This is a genomic window from Candidatus Polarisedimenticolia bacterium, assembly GCA_036001465.1.
GTDB lineage: Bacteria > Acidobacteriota > Polarisedimenticolia > Gp22-AA2 > Gp22-AA2 > Gp22-AA3.
This window is the reverse complement of the sequence record DASYUH010000056.1, coordinates 1-21,889: the sequence shown is the minus strand read 5'-3', so window position 1 is coordinate 21,889 and position 21,889 is coordinate 1. Positions and strand designations below refer to the sequence as shown.

Sequence of the window (21,889 nt, the reverse complement as noted above, 5' to 3'; positions counted from 1 at the left end):
TCGGGGATATCCAATCCACCATTAACCGCGACCAGGGAGATAACGACAGAAACCCCGGCTCGGCCCTTTCGGGGCCGAGCCGGGGTCGAAAACGCTTGACTCTCGAGTCTGCTATTGCCGGACGGCCGGCCCGAAGACCTGCACGGTCCCGTTGAGCCGCAGCATCTCGATGTAGATGTTGGTACCGCTCTTGTGCTTCGGGATGATGAAGCTGTACGAGTGGCCGACACCCGTGACGCACTCCTCGCAGCGGATCGGGCCCACGTTCTGCTGGGTCCTCGTCCCCTTGGAGTCGATCTTCACGACGTTGAATCCGATGATGTCCACCTCTGTCGAGGTCACCCAGAAGACCGTGCCGGATCCCTTCCCCAGCGGGCTGCTGAAGCTGATGAAGATCTGCTCAGCCCGCTGCTCGCAGACCGCCGGGTTCTGGTCGGCGTTCGGGATGGTCGGGCAGTTGTCGCACGCGTCCCCCACCCGGTCGAAGTCCTGGTCCACCTGCGTCGGATTTGGAACGGTCGGGCAGTTGTCGCACAGGTTCCCGAGCCGGTCACCGTCCGTGTCGGCCTGGTTGGCGTTCGGCGCGGCCGGACAGTTGTCGCAGATGTCCCCCACCAGGTCCGCGTCACCGTCGGCCTGGCTGGGATTGGCGGCATCCGGACAGTTGTCGCAGGCATTGCCGCGGCCGTCGGCGTCGTTGTCCGTCTGGGAATCGTTGGGGACCGCGATGCAGTTGTCGCACACGTCGCCGCGGCTGTCGCCGTCCGCATTCGCCTGGTTCGCGTTGGCGGTGCTCGGACAATTGTCGCAGACATCCCCCTTGGTGTCGTTGTCGGCATCGATCTGGGAAGGATTCTGCAGCCCCGGACAATTGTCGCAGGCGTCGCCGACGCCGTCCGGCCCTCCCAGGTCGGTGTCGGCCTGGTTCGCGTTCACGACGAACGGGCAGTTATCGAAGGAGTCCGCCACGCCGTCGCCGTCCGTGTCGAGTATGCCGAGCGTGGTGTGGGTCGAGACCGCCCTACCCGGGGCTCCTCCGACCAAGAGACCCATCGCCAGGTAGGTGCAGTTGGCGCCGCTGGGATCGAAGGGAACCGTGACTGTGGCGGAAGTCGCCGACGCTCCGTACCGGGCCACCTCGGTCCAGCCGTTGGTTACGACGCTCGAAGTCGGCGGAGCACTGCAGGAAGACACCTGGGAGTAGACGGCATAACCCTCGAGGATGGAACGGGTTCCCCCCGAAGGACAGGTCCCGGCCAGGTTGAGAAGGCAGTCGTCCCGTGTGTTGGCCCTGTCCCATTGAATGTTGACGCTCGCCGTCGAGGAGCCCGGGACCGAAGAGAGGATGCGCGGCGACGGGATGCGCGAGCTGCCCAGGTTAATCGGCAGGCCGTTCGGACCGATCGGATTCGCCAGATCGAAGACATAGGCCTGGAAGTTGAAGCTGAATCCGACGCTGACCAGCACGTAGCGACCCTCGTGCATGGGCGTCCCTTCCGAGGCGATCGCCGTTACGAACGCCACAACCGGGGAGTCGCCATCAATCGCCACGTTCGGACAGCCAACGACGCCCTCTCCGGCGAAGTTGCCGTTGGCGGTGACGATGCCGTCGTCCGGAAGGCCGGCGCTGCTCTGGCAGAACCCGCCGGACACGAATTGGTCGGAGGAGGCGCACAAGAACGCCGACGTGCCGTTGTTGATGGCCGGATTGGTAAGAATAAAGAACCGGCTGGAAATGTTCGCCTCGGGCAGCCCCGTCCAGGTGGTGTCGAGGTAGTGGATCGCAGGAAGGCTGAAGGTGCACTGCGCGTAGGCTGCCGGCGTGAGCAGCACAAGGAACGCGACCGCTCCAACACCCACCAGGGATTTGAGAAGGGTCTTCACCGAATTCCCCCATGTCGAAATGGAAGCGTTGATTGATGGCAACGGGCACAGATCAACCGAGATCTCGCCCCTGGCCTCTACATACCTCGAATCCCCGTGATGTCAAGTCCAAAATCCCGTTCACCTTGCCCCTGGAGGCCGGTTCATCAAGGCTTTCGCGGAAAGAGGCGATCCCGCAGTTTTCCGCGAGCCGACATGCAGTGGCGCCTGATCGTAACCTGGGACAGGCTGAGCACTCTGCCGATTTCATCTGTCGGCATGGCATGCAGGTCCCTGAGAACAAAGACGATCCTCTCCTGGCGCGTCAGGCATCCGATTTCGGCGACAAGCTTGTTCACCAGGTCCGCGTTCTCCAGCCGTGTGGCCATCGGCTCGGCGCCATCGGCGATCTCCTGCCTTCCGTCCCGCACGACCTCCTCGAGCGAGACGATTTCCGCCGGCCGGTTGATGCGCAAATGGTCATAAATTGTATTGATGGCGATGCGGTAGAGCCACTTAAAGAATGACTCCCCGGAGCGAAACCGTCCGATGTAGCGAAAGACTTTGACGAAGGAGTCCTGACAGGCGTCGAGTGCGTCCTCGCGAGACAGTCCCATCTGGATCCCGATGCCGATGATCCGGCGCTCATACAGATGCATCAGTCCGGCGAACGCGTCGGCGTCACCCGCCTTGGCGCGCACCACCAGGGCGGTGACCTCGCCCGGCTCCCCCCGCGCCGAACCGGACGGGACCCCTACCTCGCTCATGCTGCGCGGCCTCGTAACGTCCATGAAGGAACGGAACTCCTAGAAGGGACTGAGGTTTCCCTGGTTGTCCACGGCGATCACGCTAAAATAGGACGGATCGCTCAATCCCGTCAGATCCAAATCTACCGAAAGAACCTGGACGTTGTCGCGGAAAATCGTCGAGGAATTGAGCGAGGCCCTTGCAGCAGGGGTGGCGGACCGGTGGATCTGGTAGTGGTGGATGAGGGTCGGGTTGCCGAGGAGGTCGGTCGTGATGGCCGGCCAAGTGAGCCGGACGACCAGCGGGCTGGCGCTGACCAGCGAAATCTGGAGCGGGTTGATGCCGTTCGGCAGCTCGCGTCCGGCCCCCGACTCGAACCCGTTCGTGTCGGTCGCCGTCACGACATAGAACTTGTTGCCCGGCGAGATGGCCGCACCCGTGTGCGTGAACGTCGTACTCGTCGCTCCCATAAGGGTGCCGATCCGATTGATGGCCGATTTTACAGCGTTTGGAGTGGGCGCAGCATAGATATCGTAACGCGCCACGGTCGTGGCCCTGCCGTAGATGTCGAGGGTCGGCTGGCTCCAGGTCAAGACCAGATCCTGGCCGGAACGGGTTACCTTCAGGTCGGTGATGGAGCTGGGCGGGGCGATCCCCTGGATCGTGTGCGGAACTCCGAAGACCGGCGTCGACTGTGTACTCTCCTGCCCCGACGTGTTCGTGGCGCTGATGACAAAGACGTAGCGGATGCCGTCCTGCAATCCGACCAGCAGCGAGGAGGTCACCGCCGGCCCGAACGTCAGTTGCGTGGGGTACTGCCCCTCGGTCGTGCCATAGAAAATACGATAACTCTTGAGGTCACTCTCGCTGTTCGCCCGCCACGACAAGAGGAGTGTTCCGCCCGTGCCTGCATCAACGGCCGCCAGGCCGGTCGGGACAGCGGGAGGGTTTGGATTGATCGGCCGGGCCAGGACGCATTCCGGACCGGCGTCGCAGTCGCTGTTGTCGTTGGAGGCTCCCCCCCAGAATCCTTCCGAGTCGAGCGAGACGGCGTAGTAGTAGTAGGTCGTGGCATTGATCACCGTGCGATCAACGCATGAGGTCGTCGTCACCGGATCACAAGCGACCGTGGAGTATGGTCCGCCCGCCGCGGTGGCCCGCAGGATGCGGTAGCCTGCCACCGGCCCCGGGGCAGCCGTCCAGTCCAGCGCCACCTCTCCGTTGCCCGCGGAGGCGGACAGGCCAGAGGGCGCCGTGGGCGCCGGGGTGGCGATGAGAGTCGCCGGGTCGCCGAGGAATGTGTAAGACTGCGAGTCGACGATCAGATTCTGGCTCCACAGGGATGTCCTCAACGCCATCGCCCCCGCCGAGAGCAGCCGGTCACGTCCGATTCCCAACAGGGATCTGAACAGGGTCGGCGTCGCGACATCTCCCACGAACGTGTTCGACAGGCCCGAGGGGGCGAGCGTCGCGATGGCGCCGCCGTTGGCGTTGTTGGTCATCGCCTCCCCGATCGCCCCCACCGCGCTCAGGTAGTGAAAGCCGCCGGCCAGGCAGTTGATGTTCAACATGAAGGGGATCGGCGCGCCATTGGTCAGGTCATGGGCATCCTGCGTCGTGAAGAAAGTCGTCTGCGGCTTTCCCCCCCAGGTCTCGAACGATCCGTGTCCGACATACGACAGGACCGCCGCCCCCGACTGAAGCTCGTTCACGAGCGCGTTCTTGAATGCCGCGGCGTTCAGGTTCCAGGGCGAACGGGCGAGGTAGAGCGGCGGGGAAGGAACGCTGTACGGCGCGGTCGAGAAATCGGCGGACGTCAGGTTGTCCTGCACCGCTTCGAAATCCGCGGTCTCGAGCGAGTCCTTGCCGTCCCCGGCCAGGAGCACGGCGCGCCCTTTCCACGTACCGGCCGGCGGCGACTGTTCGTACGTCCTGATCTTGTCGAAGACCTCGGCCGCGGCCTGGGGCGTCCTGGTGCTGATCCGCCCGAGGTAGATGTCGGCGATCTGATCGGCGCCGCGGAACGAGGCCAGCCAGTTGTCGCTGCTGTAGTAGCCCAGGATGGAGTTCTTCTGGAACAGCATCATCGTCGGAACCTGATCGACCCAGTCAGCGTCCTGCAGCGTGTCCTTGTAATCGGGGGTGGCGTCCCCCACGATGAGAACGAACGACGGCGGCCGCGCCGTGCCGCCCGGCCCCCTCCAGTTATCGAAGGCGTAGGACAGGAAGGCGCGGATGCTCGTGACGCTCCTGAGACCGAACGCGAACTCGTCGTAGATCTGGTCGACGTAGACGATCTTCGAGGTGAGCCCCTGGCTCTGGAACCTGTACGCGAGCAGGTTGTCGAGCGCGCCGCCCTGGGCATCGTCGATGGTGCTGCGCGCGGCGATCACCACGATGTCGGCGGCGTTCGCCGGGTTCGTGAGGACCGGATCGGCGGCGCGCGCGATGCCGTCGGGCAGCCGTCCTCCCGCCGGACCCGCCACGATGAAGGACCGCGTCGCCGGGGCGCCGGAGGACGTGTCGAGCGGCACGTCGAAGGTCAGCGTCGTCGGCGCCCCGCCGGCCTGCGCCTCGGTGATCCGGGAGGGGTCGGCCTCGAGGCTGCCCGTGAGCGTGCGCGAGACCTCGAAAATCGTCGCGGTTGAACCGCTGAATCCGGACACCTGGAACCGCGTCGCCTGGTTCGGGTAGGAGAACGGGAGCACGTCCCCGGTCGACGCGAAGGTGCGCCGGTAGCGGATCGTCACGCTGTCGAGGTACTGCTTGTCGAGTGTGACGCCGGCCTGTCCGGGCGCGCTGAAGTGGACCGTCGTCGGGTTGGTCAGGACCGACTGCGCCTCGTCTAACCTGTCCGACAGGATGGTCTCTCCGTCCCCCCAGATGTCGTCCTTCCCTCCTCCCGTGTCGTTGTTCACCCAGACGCGCGTGCGGTGATCGAGACTGACGGTGGAGACGTCGGATCCGCCACGCACCCGGAACGTCAGGGTCGCGGTCGCCGGGACCGCCGCCATCCCGGGAAGCGGGATGCTGATGTCGCGGGTCGCCTGCGTGCTTCCGGCGAGGAGGGAGGGCACCGAGAAGAACGGGTCGTTGTCCTCGAGCGGCAGGTAGAGGTTGTTCTCGTCCCACACCGCCTGGTCCTCGAAGTGGGGCGCGATCGGAGGGCTCTGGGTGGTCGGCGCGCCGCTCACCGAGGGAATCCGCCTGCGGGGTTCGGCGGGGTCCTTCGCCTCCAGCCAGTAGACCTGGGTGTCGGTGAAATCGTTCGCCTGGAAGATGGTCGGGAGGTTCGGGAGGGCGGCGAGCTCCCGCTTCGGCTGACCGTAGAACTCGAGCACGTCTCCCGCGTCGAAGCTGTTGTCCGCCTCACCTGGATTGCCGAAGGCGTCGCGGATCAGGATCGGCACCTCGACCCCTTCGGCGCTCAGCATCAGCCCTTTCGGGTTGGCCGTGACCATCTCCGGGGCGTGGAGCATCAAGTAGGATTGGCTGAGCCGGTAGATTCCCGGCCGTGACACCGACAATTTGTAGCGCACGGCCCCCGTCGCCGCCGCCGGCGCCGATTCGATCGTCCCGGCGGTCGACGCCGCCGTGGTGTCCGGGGCTGCCGTCGCGTCCGGGGCCGCTTCACCGCGCCGGACGCGGTACAGCTTCCCCTGCTCGTAGTTCACCAGGCTGTCGCGGTAGGTGTTCTCGAACAGCGGATCGGGCTCGAAGGGCCCGCCGCCGGATGGGACGGAACCGTCCGGCAGGTCGAAGACCACGTCCGCCTCCAACTCGCGCACCAGCCGGGCCTGGCCCCGCACGGGGTTGTAGAGGACCGGCGAGAAGAGGACCTCCACGTAGCGCTGCTCCCGCAGGTATCCGATGCTTCCCAGCCGGACCACCGCGGCGGGGAAGTCCTCGTCCCGCCCGTCGACCTCCGCGTCGGCCGTGAAGTCGTCCTCGTAGTCCTGCAGGGCCGCATCGTTTCTGTCGTGTCCCTGGCCGCGGTCCTTCCGGCCGACGCCACGCGGCCGCTCCAGCCGCTCCGGCACCCGGACGCGCGGCGCCGGGGCGACGTCCAGGGCGCCGAGCAGCTCCGACGGGGCCGACAGGACCCTCAGCTCCGGGACGCTCCCTTCGGGGATCGCCACCATCAGGACCTTGATCGGCAGCATCGGCTGACCGGGGAGGCTCGCCGTTCCGAATCCGGGCAGCCGCGGCACGACGCGGCGGCCCTGGTCGGCCGGCTCCAGGACCGGTTGCCCCGCCTTCAGGCGCAGATGGGCGCTCCCCTGGTGCAGCGATGGGGCGCCGCTGCCCGGAGCCATGACGAGGGCGCTCAGGGCGCCGATGATGAGGATTCGGAGGATATGTGACGAGCGCATGGCCCGCCGGGTCGGGACCCGGCGATCACCTCTTCTGGGAGGCGCAGCGTGATGTGGAGCCTCTCACATGCTGCACTTGCTGAGGATTCCCCCGGCATCCTCGAGCGTTTCTCCCGTCTTCTCTTTCCAGGCTTCGTAGGCCTGCTTCCTGTATTCGGCGTTCTTGGCGGCCTGCGGGTAGTAGGCCTTCGGGTCGCCGGCTTGAAGATCCGCCACTCCCAGGCAGAAATTGCAGAAGCCGCCGGACTGTCCTTCGTGATGCATGTCCCGGAGCTTGTCGGCCATCTCCACCGCGGTCTGGCGCACCTCCATCAGGACCGGCGACGTGTGCCAGATCTCCTTGAGGGACGCGACGTCTTTTATGTTGGCCACCTTGCGGCGCCACTGCACGCAGGGATAGATGCTGCCGTACGGATCGATGGCGAACGACGATCGGCCCGTGCCGCACACCGCCTCGCCCGGCGCATCCGAGCGCGGGGACGGCACCGGCTCCATGCGCGCCGCCGCGTAGGCGGGATCCGACCAGTAGGACTTCAGGAACTCGTCGCTGGCCATGAGGGAGAGCGGGTCCTTGTCGCCGTCGTCGCGCGGCGTGATCACCGGGTCGAAGATGATGACCACCCCCAGCTCCCGGGCCAGCCGGTGCAGGTCGAGCACCTCGGCCTGGTTGTCCCGGGTGATCGGGCATTTGAGGTTCACCTTGATCCCCTGAGCGCGCAGGTGCTTCACCGCGTTGACCACGCGCTGCAGCGACCCGGGGACGCAGGTCAGCTTGTCGTGCGTCTCGGGCTTCGCGCCGTGGATGCTGATCTCCATCTCGATCGGGTTGGCGACGTCCTTGATCCTCTTCGCCATCGCCTCGTCGATCAGGTAGGCGTTGGTGTAGATGCGCAGCGCGAAGCCGAGCTCGCGCGCCCGCGCGGCGATCTCGAAGAAGTCCTTGCGCACCAGGGGCTCGCCCCCCGTCAGCGTCAGGTAGAGGATGTTGAAGTCGGCCAGTTTCTGCAGGGCGTCGAAGACCTCCCGGGTGGTCATCTCCTTCTGGCCGGTCGGGCAGTTGTAGCAGAAGGAGCAGGCGTGGTTGCACACGAAGGTCAGCTCGAACAGCGCCGACATCGGCACGGCGCGATTCCAGTTGCGGATCGTGATCTCCTGCAGCGCGTTCGCCATCTCAGCTCACCATTCCGTGTTCCCGCAGATCGCCGAGAAACGTCAGGATGTCCCGGCGCGCCACGTCCGGGGCCACGTCGTAGCCTTCGAGGACCGTTTCCAGGGCCGACTCGACGATCTGGCCCACCGTCCGCCTGCCGTCGATCTTATCCCAGATGACGCTGCCGATCGCATTGATCACCTTCACCTCGGCCCGGTCCGGCATGACGACGGTCGCCTGGCCGTCGTAGACGCGATACGCCGCGCTCGGGTTCCTCGTCAGAACGGCCCCCTGATCCATGGTCCCCTACGGCTCCTCGACGACGTTCCAGAAATCGCCGTCCTTGCGGAAGTGCAGCCGCCAGACAGGCAGCGCCTCGAGCGCCCGTGCCACCACGTCGACCGCCCGCGCCGCCTGCCGCGTCTCCTGCATGACGAAGGGGAGGCTGCCGGCCACCTCCGCGACGGCCCGCGCGCCCGGCAGCATCTCGCGACGCACCTCGGCGCTCTGCACCAGCCGGTTCAACGACGCCACCGGGAACGACGCGCGCGTCTCCGGCATCCGATGGTGCGCCAGGCCGAACGGGATCCCGGCCGCTTCGTATCCCCCGCCGGTCCGGATCAGAAGCGTCAGGTCGTCGCTCAGGACCACGTCGTCCGGCGACAGGTCCGTCACCGTGGTCTTGCCGCTCCCCGAGGGCCCGAAGAAGACATAGGCCTTTCCCCCGCGCACGACGCCGGCGGCGTGCAGCAGGAAACCGTCCCGCTCGAGGATGAACGACGCCGTCACGACCCGCAGGAAGTTCTCCAGTCCGCGGTCGAACAGCGCCCCGTCGTCGCGGGTGAGCGCCAGCTCGGCACGATGGGCGGTCGCCTCGATGAAGCCGGCGAACTCGTACGACCAGAGCGTCAGCCTCGGGCCGCTCAGGCGGCTCTCGAGCCGGTAGGTCTCTCCGCCGGGGCCTCCGCGGAACTCCAGGAACCGGTCGACTCCCGCCTTCCGCAGCGAGACGCGGACATCCGGGTCCCCCGCCTCCAGGACCACGAAAGGACGGTACCGGGAGCCGAGCGCCTCCGCCTGATGCCCGGACAGGCCCTCGATCCCGATGACGATCGGGCCGATGGACAGGCTGACGGACCGGGGCCCGAAGGTCTCCGCGGGCAAGGTAAAGTACCCCTCGTCCGGCCGGAACTCGCCCCGTACGAGTGCGGGGCTGATTTCCACACCAGATGACATCACGTGGTCGCGAACCCCCAGGTTGGCGCCGACCCGATCGATGCAGATGGCTTCTAGGTCGGGCGAAATATACTCCGATCCCCCCCTCCTGTCCAAATCATTCTGCGTGTAAAAAGGCACACAGGGTGGCACTTCTCTCGCCTGGGCATGCCGATCCCGTAATCGTCCGGCCAGGAGTGTGTCCGAGGAGGGCCCCGGGGATCAGCGCTCCAGGACCTGGATCGGCTTCCCCGCCGGGACCTTCACCCCGGAGGATTTCGGAAGGTTGGTCGAGAAGAATCGGACGATGGCGTCGTCGTAGGTCTTCTTGTCTTCGGCGTACAGCCCCGTCACCACGGAGGCCTTCAGCTGCAGGAAGTTCTTGCCCCCCTGCGGCCCCTCCGGTATCGCCTCGTAGAGCGTCTTCTGCTCGCTGAAGCGATCGGGGGGATCGGCCGCGGCGATCAGGAGAATGTCCCGATCCGCCAGCCGGTTGAGCGCCCCCTCGAGCGTCGCCCCGGACGGGCGCAGGGAAAGAAGAGGCCTGCAGGCGGCCCTCAGCGCCGGCATCACGAAATGGAGCGCCGGAGGGACGCTGGCGCGCCCCAATCGGTCGACCTGGGTGGCCACGTCCGGGTAGATCGAATCGAGCGCGAGGGCCACGATCGCGGGGTTGTCGAGCGCCGCCCGTGCCCCCGCATACGCCCCCATGCCGATGCCCCACAGCCCGATCCGGCTGCTGTCGATGTCCGAGCGTGTCTTCAGGAAGTCGACAGCCGCCTGGATATCCCTGGTCTCGTCGATCCCCAGGGTTGCGCCCGATCCGGTCGAGGCGCCGTGACCGCGGAAATCGAACACCAGGAGCGGGTATCCGGACCGGTTCAGGGAGACCGCCGAGCCGAGCAGGCTCGACCGCGAACCTCCCAGGTCGTGACAAAGGATGATGACCGGGGCCTTCGGCACCCCCTTGACCAGCCAGCCGGACAGCACGATGCCATCGGAGGTGCGGAAGGTGACGTCCTCCGTCCGCAGCAGGAGATCGGCCGGGTCGATCGGCGTCGTCTGGCGCGCGGGGTGGGTCACTTTGTAGAGAAAGAACCCGGCCCCGCCGGCCCAGACGGCGACCACGATGAACAACAGGATGAGAATCTGGCCGGGTGCCGAAGACAAGAACGACGGGCCGTTCTTCGCCATCGGGGCGGGACTATAACATAGGCCGCTCACGGGCGTCAGGAGACTTCGCAGGGGCGCCGTCCAGATGAGACTTGATCCTCTCGGCGAGGCTTCTGCCCACGGCCTCGGCGATCGACTCGAGCGGCGCCTCCCGCACGCCCTGCACCGATCCGAAGCGTCGCAGGAGGAGCCGGGCGCGCCGCGGGCCGACCCCGTCGATGCCGGTCAGCTCGGTGGCCAGGGTCCGCCTGGAGCGCACCCGGCGATGATAGGTGACGGCGAAGCGGTGGGCCTCGTCCCGGATCCGCTGAACGAGGTGCAGGATCGGGGAGTCGTGCGGCAAGCGCACCGACTCGCTCCGCCCGTCGAGGAAGATTTCCTCTTCGCGCTTGGCGATCGCGGCGACCGGAAGGTGCCCGACGCCCAGCCGCTCCAGGACCGACGCGGCCGACGAGAGCTGTCCCTTGCCGCCGTCGATCAGGACCAGGTCGGGCAGGTCCTTCCCTTCCGCCAGGAGGCGGGCGTAGCGGCGGCCGACGACCTCGGCCATGGCGGCGAAGTCGTCGCTTCCCTCCACGGTCTTCACCTTGAAGCGGCGGCAGTCCGAGCGCTTCGGCCGCCCGGCCTCCCAGACCACCAGGGACGCTACCTGGTCGGTCCCCTGGACGTGCGAGATGTCGAAACACTCGATGCGGTGCGGCGGCTCGTCCAGGCCGAGCGCCTCCTGGAGCCCCTCGAGGATCTCGACGCCGTACGTGTGCGGCGCGCGGAACATCGCCTCGAAGGAGATCTTCGCGTTGCGCGCCGCCGTCTCGAGCAGGTGCCGTCGCGGGCCGCGCTGCGGCGCCAGGATGGCCACCCTCGATCCCTTCCGCGCCGAGAGCCATTCCTCCAGCACCGGCTTCGAGGCCGGCTCGAGCGGCACGCAGATGGTCTTCGGGATGTAGTCCACGCTCTCGAAATAACGGGCCAGGCAGGTGGCCAGGAACTCGGCGTCGTCCTCGCGGATCCCCTCGAACGAGAACTCGCGGCGCGCCTGCACGTGTCCCTCCCGCATCTGGAAGATCTGCACCGACGCCAGGTCGTTCTCGCGGTGGAAGGCGACGTAGTCCTCCTCCTCGAGCCCGACCGAGGCGATCCGCTGCTTCTCGGAGGAGGTCTCGAGGCTCTTCGCCAGGTCCCGGTAGTGCGCCGCGGCCTCGAAGTTTTCCTCGCCCGAGGCCGCGAGCATTCTTTCCTTAAGGCTCCTGAGCAAATCTTTGTTGCGGCCCTCCAGGAACAGGCGCGCGTCCTGCACCGCCTGGCGGTAGTCGTCGTCTTGGACCAGGCCGGCGCACGGTCCCAGGCACTGGTTCAGCTGGAACAGCAGGCAGGGGCGGGGGCGGGTCCCGTCCATGTCCTCCAGGTAGCAGGTGGCGACCTTGAAGTGGCGGGCGACCATCTGGATCGAGCGCCGCGCCGTCGAGGCCGGCACGTACGGCCCGAAATAGGCGTTGCCGTCCAGCCGCGCCCGGCGCACCAGGACGACGCGCGGGAAGCGCTCGGCGGTGGTCATCTTGAGATAGGGAAAATTCTTGTCGTCCCGCAGCCTGATGTTGAAGCGCGGGCGCTCCTTCTTGATGAGGTTGTTCTCGAGGATGAGCGCCTCGACCTCTGTGCGCGTGACGATGTACTCGAGATCGTGGATCTCGTCGAGGAGCGCGTCGGTCTTCGGCGCCTGCCCGGCCGAGGCGGCCTGGAAATAGGAACGGACGCGGCTCTTGAGCGACAGGGCCTTGCCGACGTAGACCACCCTCCCCCGCCGGTCGCGGTACAGGTAGACCCCCGGGGCATCCGGCAGGTCGTCCAGTTTCTGGCGTGCGGGCGTCTGCGGGTCCATGCGCCCGGCCTCAGGCGTTCGCCACGACGAGGATCTTCTTGAGATAGCGGACGCGGTCGCGCAGGGCCGCCGCCTCCTCGTAGCGCATCTTGTCGGCGGCGAGGCGCATCTTGGCCTGCAGGTGGGCGATCTCCGTCTCGATCTCTTCGGGGCGACGGGCCGTCTCGTCCCCCTTCTCCTCCTGGAGAGGCACGCGGAAGTAGTCGGCCTCGTAGACGCTGCCGAGCACCTCGTCGATCGCCTTGACGATTGACTCGGGGGTGATGCCGTTTTTCCTGTTGTACTCCTCCTGCAGGGCGCGGCGCCGGTTGGTCTCGTCGATCGCGGCGCGCATCGACTGTGTGATGACGTCGGCGTACATCAGGACCTTCCCCCGCACGTTCCGGGCGGCGCGGCCGCAGGTCTGGATGAGGGAGCCGGCCGACCGCAGGAACCCCTCCTTGTCGGCGTCCAGGATGGCGACCAGCGACACCTCCGGCAGGTCGAGCCCCTCGCGCAGCAGATTCACGCCGACCAGGACGTCGAAGTCCCCCTTGCGCAAATTTCTCAGGATGTGCACACGCTGCAGCGTGTCGATGTCCGAGTGCAGGTACTCGACGCGGACCCCCAGGTCGGCGTAGTAGCGCGTCAGCTCCTCGGCCATGCGCTTGGTGAGGGTGGTCACCAGGACCCGGTCCCCCGCCGCGACGCGCCGGCGCACCTCATGCAGCAGGTCGTCGACCTGTCGGCCGACCGGCCGCACCTCGATCTCGGGATCGATCAGACCGGTCGGGCGGATGATCTGCTCGACCACCTCCCCCTTCGCCTTCTCCAGCTCGTACGGCCCCGGCGTCGCCGAGACGTAGACCCGCTGGCCGACCCGCTCCTCGAACTCCTCGAAGCGCAGCGGGCGGTTGTCGAGCGCCGACGGCAGGCGGAAGCCGTACTCGACCAGCGTCTCCTTGCGCGAACGGTCCCCCCAGTACATCCCCCCCAGCTGCGGCACGCTGACGTGGCTCTCGTCGATGATCATCAGATGATCCTTGGGCAGGTAGTCGAGCAGGTTCGGCGGCGCCTCCCCCGGCCTCCGCCCGGTCAGGTGGCGCGAGTAGTTCTCGATGCCGGTGCAGTAGCCGACCTCCTTGATCATCTCCAGGTCGAACATGGTGCGCTGGTGCAGGCGCTGCGCTTCGAGGAGCTTTCCCTCCTTCTCGAGAACGGCCAGCCTCTCCTGCAACTCGATCTTGATGCTGTCCACCGCCTGGAGCAGCCGATCGCGCGGCGTGACGTAGTGCGAGTTCGGGTAGATCGGGATGCGCTGCAGCTTCTTCAAGACGGCGCCGCGGAACGGGTCGATCACGGCGATCGTCTCGATGGAGTCGCCGAACATCTCCACCCGGACGGCGACGTCGTCATAGGACGGGAAGATCTCGACGACGTCCCCGCGTACCCGGAACGTGCCGCGCTCGAGGTCGAACGTCGTCCGCTCGTACTGGATCTCGACCAGCTTGCGGAGCATCGCGTCCCGGTCGATCTCCATCCCCGGCTCGAGCAGGAGCATCATGCCGTGGTAGGCCTCGGGCGAGCCGAGACCGTAGATGCACGACACCGAGGCGACGATGACGACGTCGCGGCGCTCGAACAGGGACCGGGTCGCCGAGTGCCGCATCCGGTCGATCTCGTCGTTGATCGTCGCCTCTTTTTCGATGTACGTGTCGCTCTGGGGGACGTACGCCTCCGGCTGGTAGTAGTCGTAGTACGACACGAAGTACTCGACGGCGTTGTCGGGAAAGAAGCGCCGGAACTCCTGGTAGAGCTGCGCCGCCAGGGTCTTGTTGTGCGACAGGATGAGGGTCGGCCGCTCGACCGCCTCGATCACCTTGGCCATCGTGAAGGTCTTGCCGCTGCCGGTGATTCCGAGCAGGACCTGGTGCTGGCGCGGGGCCCTCAGCCCCTCGACCAGCTTCCGGATCGCCTCGGGCTGATCCCCCTTGGGCTGGAATTCCGTGACCAGCTTGAAGAGTCCTGTCGCCATGGGGCCTCATGCCGGCCCCCACGTCCCGGGACGAGCCCACGGGCGCTGCACGAAGGGGGGCGGGCGACCATAATGATAGGATATCCGCCTGCCGGAGACCGACGTGATCCGACGCGATGCCGTATCCCCTCCCCCCGTCGAGGCGTTCGACGCCTGGCCGCGCGCCGCCGGGTCGCGCGCGGCCCGCGTCGAGATCGCCGATGTCGCCGTGGAGTTCGAGGGGCTGCCGGATCCGCTGGCCGACCGGATGGCGGTGGCCTACGCGCCTTATTTGACCGCTCCGACCGGCGCGGGACGCCCCCTGCGGGTGCGCGCGCTCCAGGCGCCGATCGAGTACTTCGTTCCCCCGGGGTTCGCCCGGGGCTGGGAGGTCTACCGGATGCACACCGCCCTCGACGGCGGCGTCTTCCGGACGGTCTCGTACCGCCTCGCATCCTGGATCGACGTGAAGCACCGCCAGGGAGCGATCGCCCTCGCCTCCGGCGACCTCGACCCGGCGCCGCGCGCGCTGGAGAACTTTCTCAGGAGCGCCGTCGCCTGGCTCGCCATCGACATCGGGGGCTTTTTCCTGCACGGCGCGAGCATCGTGCGCGGCGGACGCTGCTACCTGTTCTACGGCCCATCGGGGGCCGGCAAGTCGACCCTGTCCGCCATGAACAGCGAGGGGGAGGTGATCAGCGACGACCTGACCCTGGTCCTGGGGCGTCCCGGGGGGATCGTCGCGGCCGGCGGCCCGTTCAGGGGAACGTACACCCGGGGGACGCCGCTGGTGGGCACCTTTCCGGTGGCCGGGTTCTACCGCCTGCGCAAGGACGCGCGCACGTTCCTGGCGCCGGACGACGGCGGCTGCTTCGCGGACCTGCTGGGCAACCTGCCGTTCGTGGTGGACCAGCTTCCCTCGCACTCCCATCTGATCGATCGCGTGCGCTCCCGCGTCGACGGCGCCCGCCTGCGCTATCTGCACTTCCGGAAGGATGAGAATTTCTGGCCGGCGGTGGACTCCGACATCAGAGGCGTCCCTTGAGCGCCCCCCCTGAACAGAAGGACCTCTGGCTCCACGAGCTTCACCTCAACGGATTCGTCATCTTTCCTGGCTTCCTGCCGATCGACCTGATCGAGTCCATGCACGAGCAGTTCCAGCCGATCTATCGGGGGGAGCTGGCCCGCCTCCAGGCCGGCGACACCTCGTCGCTGCGCGGGCGAAACCGGATGAGCTTCGACATCAAGGTGTATGTCGAGAAGCTGAAAGGGCCCCTCGACGACGACCGGTTCCGCCGCAACCCGGTCATCGAGGATCTGGTGGACGCGGTGCTGGGAAAATGGCGCTACGGCGTCACCAAGGCCGAATGTCCGTTCAAGGACGCGGACACCATGGCCTGGCACCCGGACGTTCCCAACGATCGTCCCGGCGATCGCCATGAGCCGGTGAAGCCCACCCGGCTGACGTTCAACGTGCCTCTCGTGGACGTGACCGATTCGAACGGACCGATGGAGGTCATTCCGGGTTCCCATCGCCTGCACCACTTCGGCGTCCAGGACTACATCTACCGGCTGCCGCGCGTCCACTCCGTCAAGATCCTGATGCGCCGGGGGGACGCGATGCTCCGGGACGGGAACCTCCTGCACCGCGGCTCCCCGAATCTCGCCGACGAGCCGCGCATCCTGCTGGACCAGACCTATCGCGCCCTCGACGACTGATCCGGCGGGTGGCGGTGGAGATCGCGGCCTTCATGGCCGAAAATCGGAGGCGACGAACCACGCCCCCTCCTTCCGGCAGGACCGGAAGCCGGCCTCCCGGACCTCCGCGTGGACCCGTGCCTGGCTGAACATGTGGCTGTAAGACTTGCCGATCGTTCCGTCCGGACGCAGGAACCAGGTGAACCAGTCTCCGAACTCGTAGCTGCGGCGTCGGCCTGCATGGCGGATCCACGCCATCGTGGCCTGCAGGAGCTGGGATGGGGAGGCCATGAGATGGGCGCTGAAGACGACCGAGCCTCCCTCGTCGAGGTGCCGACCGAGGCGCTCGAGGCTCAGCACCCGGCGCGCCCGGCCCCGCACGAACGAATAGACCAGCGGGGTCACGTAGATTCCCCCGAACGTCGCACCCTTCCGATCCAGCTCGGCCATGTCCGCTTCGAAGAGGTCGGCGCTCACGCCGGAGTCACGGACGTTGCGAACCGAGGCGCGGACCATTTCCGGAAGGAAATCAAAGCCGCTGACGCGGTATCCCAGTCGTGCCAGGTGAATGACCTCTCCGCCCGCCCCGCTCCCGGCCACGAGAACCAGGCCTCCGGCCGGAAAGGTGCGTTCGAGGAGCCCCTGCAGCTCCTCGCCCAGAGGGAATCGGAGCATGTCCGAGTAGGAGTCGACCTGGGAGGCGTACTTGTCCTGGACGGATGCCGCCGCTCCCGTGCCGAAATCGGGCGCTTCGAGGGCCTTGCGAATCCAGTAGTGGAGCCCCGCAGCACGCGACCAGAGCGGATAGGCCAGCGCCAGTGCCGGGCCCAACCCCCTGCCCGCCCCGAACCCTTCCGCGATGACACCCCGGACACGGTCCGCCGCCACCCGGCCCCGCGCTCCCGGAACGGCGTCCAGGCCGGTGATCCAGCCGCCCTCCCGATCGCTCGCCAGGAGCCTGCGGATATCTCCCCATCGGTCGACCTCGCAGAGAGCCAGGTCGCCGACGCGCGGCGCGCGGCGGGCATCGATCGTGACGCGCGCGCCGTCCCGGATCCACGGCTCGTGAGCAAACCCTCTCACGATCAGGTCCAGGCGTCCGCTCTTCTTCAGGAGAACATTCAAGGTTCCGCACGGGACGAGAAGTCCGTCGGGGACCAGAAGAACCGCCCGCGGGCAGGCCTGGCCCCACGGCGAAGGAATCCCGCTAGCGGACATCGGGATAGCGGGCCTTCAGTCGAGAGGGGTCGGCCCCGAAGGCGTGACGCACCTTGAGCCAGGCAAAGCGTGCGGCCGTCCGCACGATTCCCCCCTGGCGCAGGCGCCGCGCCGAGGTCGAGACCGCCATGGGCAGGGTGACCACCCTGCCTCTCTTCCGCAGGCGCCGCGAAAGCTCGAGGTCCTCGAACAGCGGCTCGCGCGTGAACCCGCCGATCGCCTCGAAGACAGATCGGCGCGCGAAGATCGCCTGGTCGCCGTAATGGATGCCCCGCAGAAGCGATCGGGCGGTTGCGTACAGGGAGATGACTCGCAGGACGGGCCCCGCGTCCGAAAAGGAATGCCTGAAGCCCCCCCCGATCACTTCGGGGTCGGAGAGCGCCCGGAGGATCGCCCGAGTGGCGCCGGAACCGAGCTGCGTGTCGGCGTGCAGGAAGACCAGCGCGTCGCCTTTAGCCACGCCTGCCCCGGCGTTCATCTGCTCTCCCCGGCCCGGCCGCGGGCAGGCGACGACTTGCGCCGACCGCTGGCCGTGGGGCCAGTCCCGGGTCATCTCCTGGAACAGGGGGATGGTACCGTCCCGGCTCCCCCCGTCCGCCAGGATGACCTCAAACGGCGGATCGGCCTCCTGCCTTTCGAGGCTCCGGAGCGTGCCCGGCAGGGCTTCGGCCTCATTTAATGCCGGGATGACCATCGACAGGCGGACGACCGGAACCGGCGCGTGTATAATCATTTGGGCCGCCCTTCCGGCGGCGCGAGGGCCCTTGACGACCGACACCCCCAACTCCCAATCGTTCGGACGCGTGCGGCCACCCGCTTCGCCGCCTCCTGTGGCACCGCCACCGGGCGGCCCGTCATTCGGTTCCCCCTCCGAGCCCCCACCCCCGCGCCGGCCGTTCTGGCGGAAACCGAGAAACCTCGCCCTCCTGGCGCTGGGCGCCATCGTCCTCGCGGTCGGTCTGGGATCGGTCGTCGGCTACGCCCTGACGTTCGACATTCCCGAGGTGAAGCACCTGCAGGACTGGAAACCGCCGGTCGTCACCACCATCTACGGGGCGGACGGGCAGGTGCTGTTCCAGTTCGGGGCCGAGAAGCGCATCGTGGTCCCCCTGGACCAGATCTCCAAGTCGTTCATCGACGCCCTGGTGGCGACCGAGGACTCGAACTTCTACGAGCATGTCGGCGTCGACCCCTGGGGCATCGCCCGGGCGATCATAACGGACATCGTCCGCTTCAAGAAGGCGCAGGGGGGGAGCACGCTGACGCAGCAGCTGGCGCGTTCGCTCTTTCTGAAGACGGAAAAGACGATGCGCCGCAAGCTCCAGGAGATGGTCCTGGCGCTGCAGATCGAGAAGGCGTTCACCAAGCAGGAGATTCTCGCGTTCTATTGCAACCAGGTGTACATGGGGCACGGGCGCTACGGCGTCGAGGCGGCCTCGCAGTATTACTACGGCAAGCCGGCCAAGGAGATGAACCTGCCGGAAGCGGCCCTTCTGGCCGGCCTGGTGCAGCGCCCGGAAGCCTACTCGCCGTTCCGCTCTCCCGAGCGGGCGCGGGCACGCCGGGACCACGTCCTCGGGCGGATGGCCCGGGAGGGGAAGATTCCGAAGGAGGAAGCCGACCTGGCGATCGCCACCCCCGTCGAGGTCGCCAAGGCGCCGGAGGAGGAGAACATCGCCCCCTATTTCGTCGAAGAGGTGCGCCGCTATCTCGACGCGAAATACGGCGAGGTGACTCTCTACGAGGAAGGGCTCGAAGTGCACACGACGCTCGACCCCGCGATGCAGAAAGCCGCCAATCAGGCGGTCTTCGAGGGGCTGCGCGAGCTCGACAAGCGCCAGGGATTCCGGCCGATCAAGCAGAACGTCCTGAAGGACGGCGGCGACCTGGCGACGTTCACGCACGCATCGTGGAGCAAGGCCCCCGTCATAGGCCGGTTGCGCTTCGGGGTCGTGACCGAGGTCAACAGAAAGACGGCGACGGTCCGGCTGGGCGCCTACACGGCGAGCTTCGGACCGGAGGGGATCGACTGGACCAAGAAGACGATCCCGAACCAGGTAATCAAGGTCGGTGACGTGGCCCCGTTCCTGGTCCTGGGGATCGACGAGGCGAAGAAATCCCTGAAGGTGAAGCTGGACCAGGAACCGCTGGCGGAAGGGGCCGTCCTGGCCCTCGACCCGGGAACCGGCGAGATCAAGGCGCTGGTCGGAGGCTACGATTTCAACCGCAGCCAGTTCGACCGATCGATGCAGTCCTTCCGCCAGGCGGGCTCGGCCTTCAAACCGTTCGTCTACACCACCGCCCTCGACGCCGGGCACACCCTCGCCGAGACGATCTTCGACGAGCCGACGGTCTTCGTCGACCCGGCAACGGGGGATGAATATCAGCCCGACAACTACTACCGCAAGTACTACGGCGTGACGACCCTGCGCGAGGCCATGGAGGAATCGCGCAACATCGTGGCTGTCAAGCTGCTGAATCAGATCGGCTATTCGAAGACGATTGAGACGGCGCGCAAGATGGGGATCACGAGCCCCTTGCGCCCCTACCCCTCGATGGCCCTCGGCACGATGGAGGTGTCCCTCATCGACCTGACCACCGCCTATTCGATCTTCCCGAACCAGGGGGTGCGCGTCGAGCCGCACTTCATCCGCTACGTGGCCGACCGCGACGGCAAGATGCGCGAGGAGTCGAAGCCCAAGGTGATCGAAGTGCTGCGCGCCGACATCGCCTACCTGATGACCTACCTGCTCGAAGGAGTCACCGAGAGCGGCACCGGCGCCCAGGCGGCGCGCGATCTGCACCGGCCCGTCGCCGGCAAGACGGGCACCACCGACGATCTGGCCGACGCCTGGTTCGTCGGCTTCAGCCCGTCGCTCGTGGCCGGAGTCTGGGTCGGGTTCGATCAGAAGAAGTCGCTGGGCGAAGGGGAGACCGGGGCGCGGGCCGCCCTGCCGATCTGGATCGACTTCATGAAGGGGGCCCTCCAGGGGAAGCCGGCGGAGACGTTCGCGAAGCCGGCCAACGTCGTGTACGTCCCGATCGACCGGAGCACGGGGCTGCGCGCCAGCGTCGAGTCGTCCTGCCCCGCGACGTTTCTCGAGGCCTTCGTCGAGGGGACGGAGCCCGCCAAGGCCTGCTCGGAGGTCGAGCACTTCCGCGTCTCCCTCCCCTACTTCCTGCAGCGCTTCGACATCACGTCCAACCTCGAGCTGGGCCTCGACGGAAGCACGCTGGTGCAGCTGGCGAGCGAGGGTCAGGGAGAGGTCGAGGTCCTGCCGGGCGGCAAGGAGATCATGGTGCACTACGACGGGAAAGACCTGCAGGTCCGCCTCGACATCGCCCGCTCTGAGCGCCGGGAGGCGATGAACAACCTGGACCAGAACGGCGGCGCCGACCCGAAGGGCACTCCACCCCCACCCGATGGCGCCGCCACGCACTTCGGCGTGGACGGTCGTCCCGCCGTGGTCGTTCCAATCCGGTACGATTAGCCCGGATTTCTCACCGTAAAGGCGGGAGCCTCCCGCCACTTCGGCCCGTACAAGTCTTCAGGGTGATCGCGCTCGGCGTGATCCCGCCCGACACGATTGCGACGGCGCATTCGGCCCATTCCGCGCTGCCGCGCGTGCCGCCCATTCGGCGCGCGCATCTGTCTCCGGTTGCTCCAAAAAATCTCTCACTTTTCGCTTGCAATATGAATTGTATGCGCTATATTTACACCATGCGTTCCGCCGCCGCTCTGCGCGCATCGCATCCTACTTTCTACTCGCCCGCCGATCGTCGACACGTCGATCGCGCAGACCTCCTAAGCGCCGATAGCCCACGGGCCGATCTCTTGTGCGCCCAACCGGCGAGAGTTACAGCCCCGAATCGCTTCGTCTGCAGGGAGGATGCCCCGATCTATCACGCCCAGGCCGGTAACGACCCGGCCGCTGACATCCCGGCGGCGCCAGCCTCGAGCGCTTACCCGGTCGAGACATCGTTTCGCCAAGCAGACGGCCTCGCTTTGTCCCTGCGGGCCGGGCTCGACCGCATCGCGATTCCCCTGGCCCGTGCGGCGGCCGCATTCGTGCAAAGGCAGGCCTGGTCCGATTTCGGGTTCGCCCGAGTGGAGGATCACGCCCGTGAGCGATTCGGACGCTCCGGCCGGTGGGTGAAGGACTGCGCTTCGCTGGGCCGTGCGCTCGGGTCTCTCCCGCTTCTGGCCGACGCCCTGACCGGAGACGACGGCGGCCGACCCATCGGTCGCGTGGCGGCCCTTCTCGTCGCCCGGGTCGCGTCCGCCGATTCCCTGGCCGCCTGGGTGGCCCTGGCGCGGCGCGTCCCGATCCGGGCGCTGCGCGATGCGGTCCGGGCGTCGCGCGCCGCCGGGTCCGACTCGCCGGCCGACGGCGAGGCTCGCGCCGGCGACGACACGCAGCGGACCGCGGACACCGAAGGCCCGCCCGATGACGGCCTCGACGATCTCTCCGACCGCGCCCTCGTCCGCATCCTCGTCCCGGCGCCGCTCCTGGCGGCCTTCGACGAAGTCGTCGACCTGTACCGCTGCGTCGAGGGGCGCGAAGCCACGGTGACCTCGT

Annotated in this window: 15 protein-coding genes; 4 read left to right on the top strand and 11 right to left on the bottom strand. The window is 67.2% G+C overall.

The features are described 5' to 3' along the window. Positions 1 to 111: 111 nt before the first annotated feature. From VGV60_11330 to uvrB, 9 genes are all read right to left on the bottom strand, one after another. Complete coding sequence (locus VGV60_11330; protein HEV8701852.1) at positions 112 to 1,884, bottom strand: thrombospondin type 3 repeat-containing protein; 1,773 nt, start codon at positions 1,882 to 1,884, stop codon at positions 112 to 114. A gap of 146 nt (positions 1,885 to 2,030) precedes the next feature. After that, positions 2,031 to 2,567, bottom strand: coding sequence for a sigma-70 family RNA polymerase sigma factor (locus VGV60_11325; GenBank protein ID HEV8701851.1), 537 nt, complete (start codon positions 2,565 to 2,567; stop codon positions 2,031 to 2,033). 102 nt (positions 2,568 to 2,669) lie between these two features. Next, positions 2,670 to 6,983 (bottom strand): C25 family cysteine peptidase, encoded by a 4,314-nt coding sequence (locus VGV60_11320; GenBank protein HEV8701850.1) that lies wholly within the window; start codon positions 6,981 to 6,983, stop codon positions 2,670 to 2,672. A 63-nt stretch (positions 6,984 to 7,046) separates the two neighbouring features. Continuing rightward, entirely contained in the window at positions 7,047 to 8,153 is a 1,107-nt protein-coding gene (locus VGV60_11315) for a radical SAM protein (protein HEV8701849.1), read from the bottom strand. Position 8,154: 1 nt separating this feature from the next. After that, positions 8,155 to 8,433, bottom strand: coding sequence for a PqqD family protein (locus VGV60_11310; protein ID HEV8701848.1), 279 nt, complete (start codon positions 8,431 to 8,433; stop codon positions 8,155 to 8,157). A gap of 6 nt (positions 8,434 to 8,439) precedes the next feature. Next, a complete protein-coding gene (locus tag VGV60_11305; protein HEV8701847.1) occupies positions 8,440 to 9,357 on the bottom strand; it encodes a hypothetical protein in 918 nt (305 codons plus the stop codon). A gap of 213 nt (positions 9,358 to 9,570) precedes the next feature. Beyond that, a complete protein-coding gene (locus VGV60_11300; protein ID HEV8701846.1) occupies positions 9,571 to 10,542 on the bottom strand; it encodes an alpha/beta fold hydrolase in 972 nt (323 codons plus the stop codon). 10 nt (positions 10,543 to 10,552) lie between these two features. Then, positions 10,553 to 12,400 carry an excinuclease ABC subunit UvrC gene (gene uvrC, locus VGV60_11295; protein ID HEV8701845.1) on the bottom strand — a complete coding sequence of 616 codons (1,848 nt, stop codon included), beginning with the start codon at positions 12,398 to 12,400 and terminating at the stop codon, positions 10,553 to 10,555. A 10-nt stretch (positions 12,401 to 12,410) separates the two neighbouring features. After that, positions 12,411 to 14,414 (bottom strand): excinuclease ABC subunit UvrB, encoded by a 2,004-nt coding sequence (uvrB, locus tag VGV60_11290; protein HEV8701844.1) that lies wholly within the window; start codon positions 14,412 to 14,414, stop codon positions 12,411 to 12,413. A gap of 103 nt (positions 14,415 to 14,517) precedes the next feature. Between uvrB and VGV60_11285 the strand changes: the two genes are divergently transcribed. Both VGV60_11285 and VGV60_11280 read left to right on the top strand, forming a co-directional pair. Then, entirely contained in the window at positions 14,518 to 15,438 is a 921-nt protein-coding gene (locus tag VGV60_11285) for a hypothetical protein (GenBank protein ID HEV8701843.1), read from the top strand. Continuing rightward, positions 15,435 to 16,112 (top strand): phytanoyl-CoA dioxygenase family protein, encoded by a 678-nt coding sequence (locus VGV60_11280; GenBank protein HEV8701842.1) that lies wholly within the window; start codon positions 15,435 to 15,437, stop codon positions 16,110 to 16,112. Before VGV60_11285 ends, VGV60_11280 begins: the two co-directional genes overlap by 4 nt. Positions 16,113 to 16,142: 30 nt before the next feature. On the opposite strand, the gene VGV60_11275 is transcribed toward VGV60_11280, so the two are convergent. Beyond that, complete coding sequence (locus VGV60_11275) at positions 16,143 to 17,216, bottom strand: class I SAM-dependent methyltransferase (protein ID HEV8701841.1); 1,074 nt, start codon at positions 17,214 to 17,216, stop codon at positions 16,143 to 16,145. An 82-nt stretch (positions 17,217 to 17,298) separates the two neighbouring features. Beyond that, positions 17,299 to 18,042 carry a TIGR04283 family arsenosugar biosynthesis glycosyltransferase gene (locus VGV60_11270; protein ID HEV8701840.1) on the bottom strand — a complete coding sequence of 248 codons (744 nt, stop codon included), beginning with the start codon at positions 18,040 to 18,042 and terminating at the stop codon, positions 17,299 to 17,301. A gap of 31 nt (positions 18,043 to 18,073) precedes the next feature. On the opposite strand from VGV60_11270, the gene VGV60_11265 reads away from it, so the two are divergent. Both VGV60_11265 and VGV60_11260 read left to right on the top strand, forming a co-directional pair. Next, entirely contained in the window at positions 18,074 to 20,800 is a 2,727-nt protein-coding gene (locus VGV60_11265; GenBank protein HEV8701839.1) for a PBP1A family penicillin-binding protein, read from the top strand. A 515-nt stretch (positions 20,801 to 21,315) separates the two neighbouring features. Further along, positions 21,316 to 21,889 (top strand): hypothetical protein (locus VGV60_11260; protein HEV8701838.1); only part of this gene is annotated, 574 nt, incomplete at its 3' end.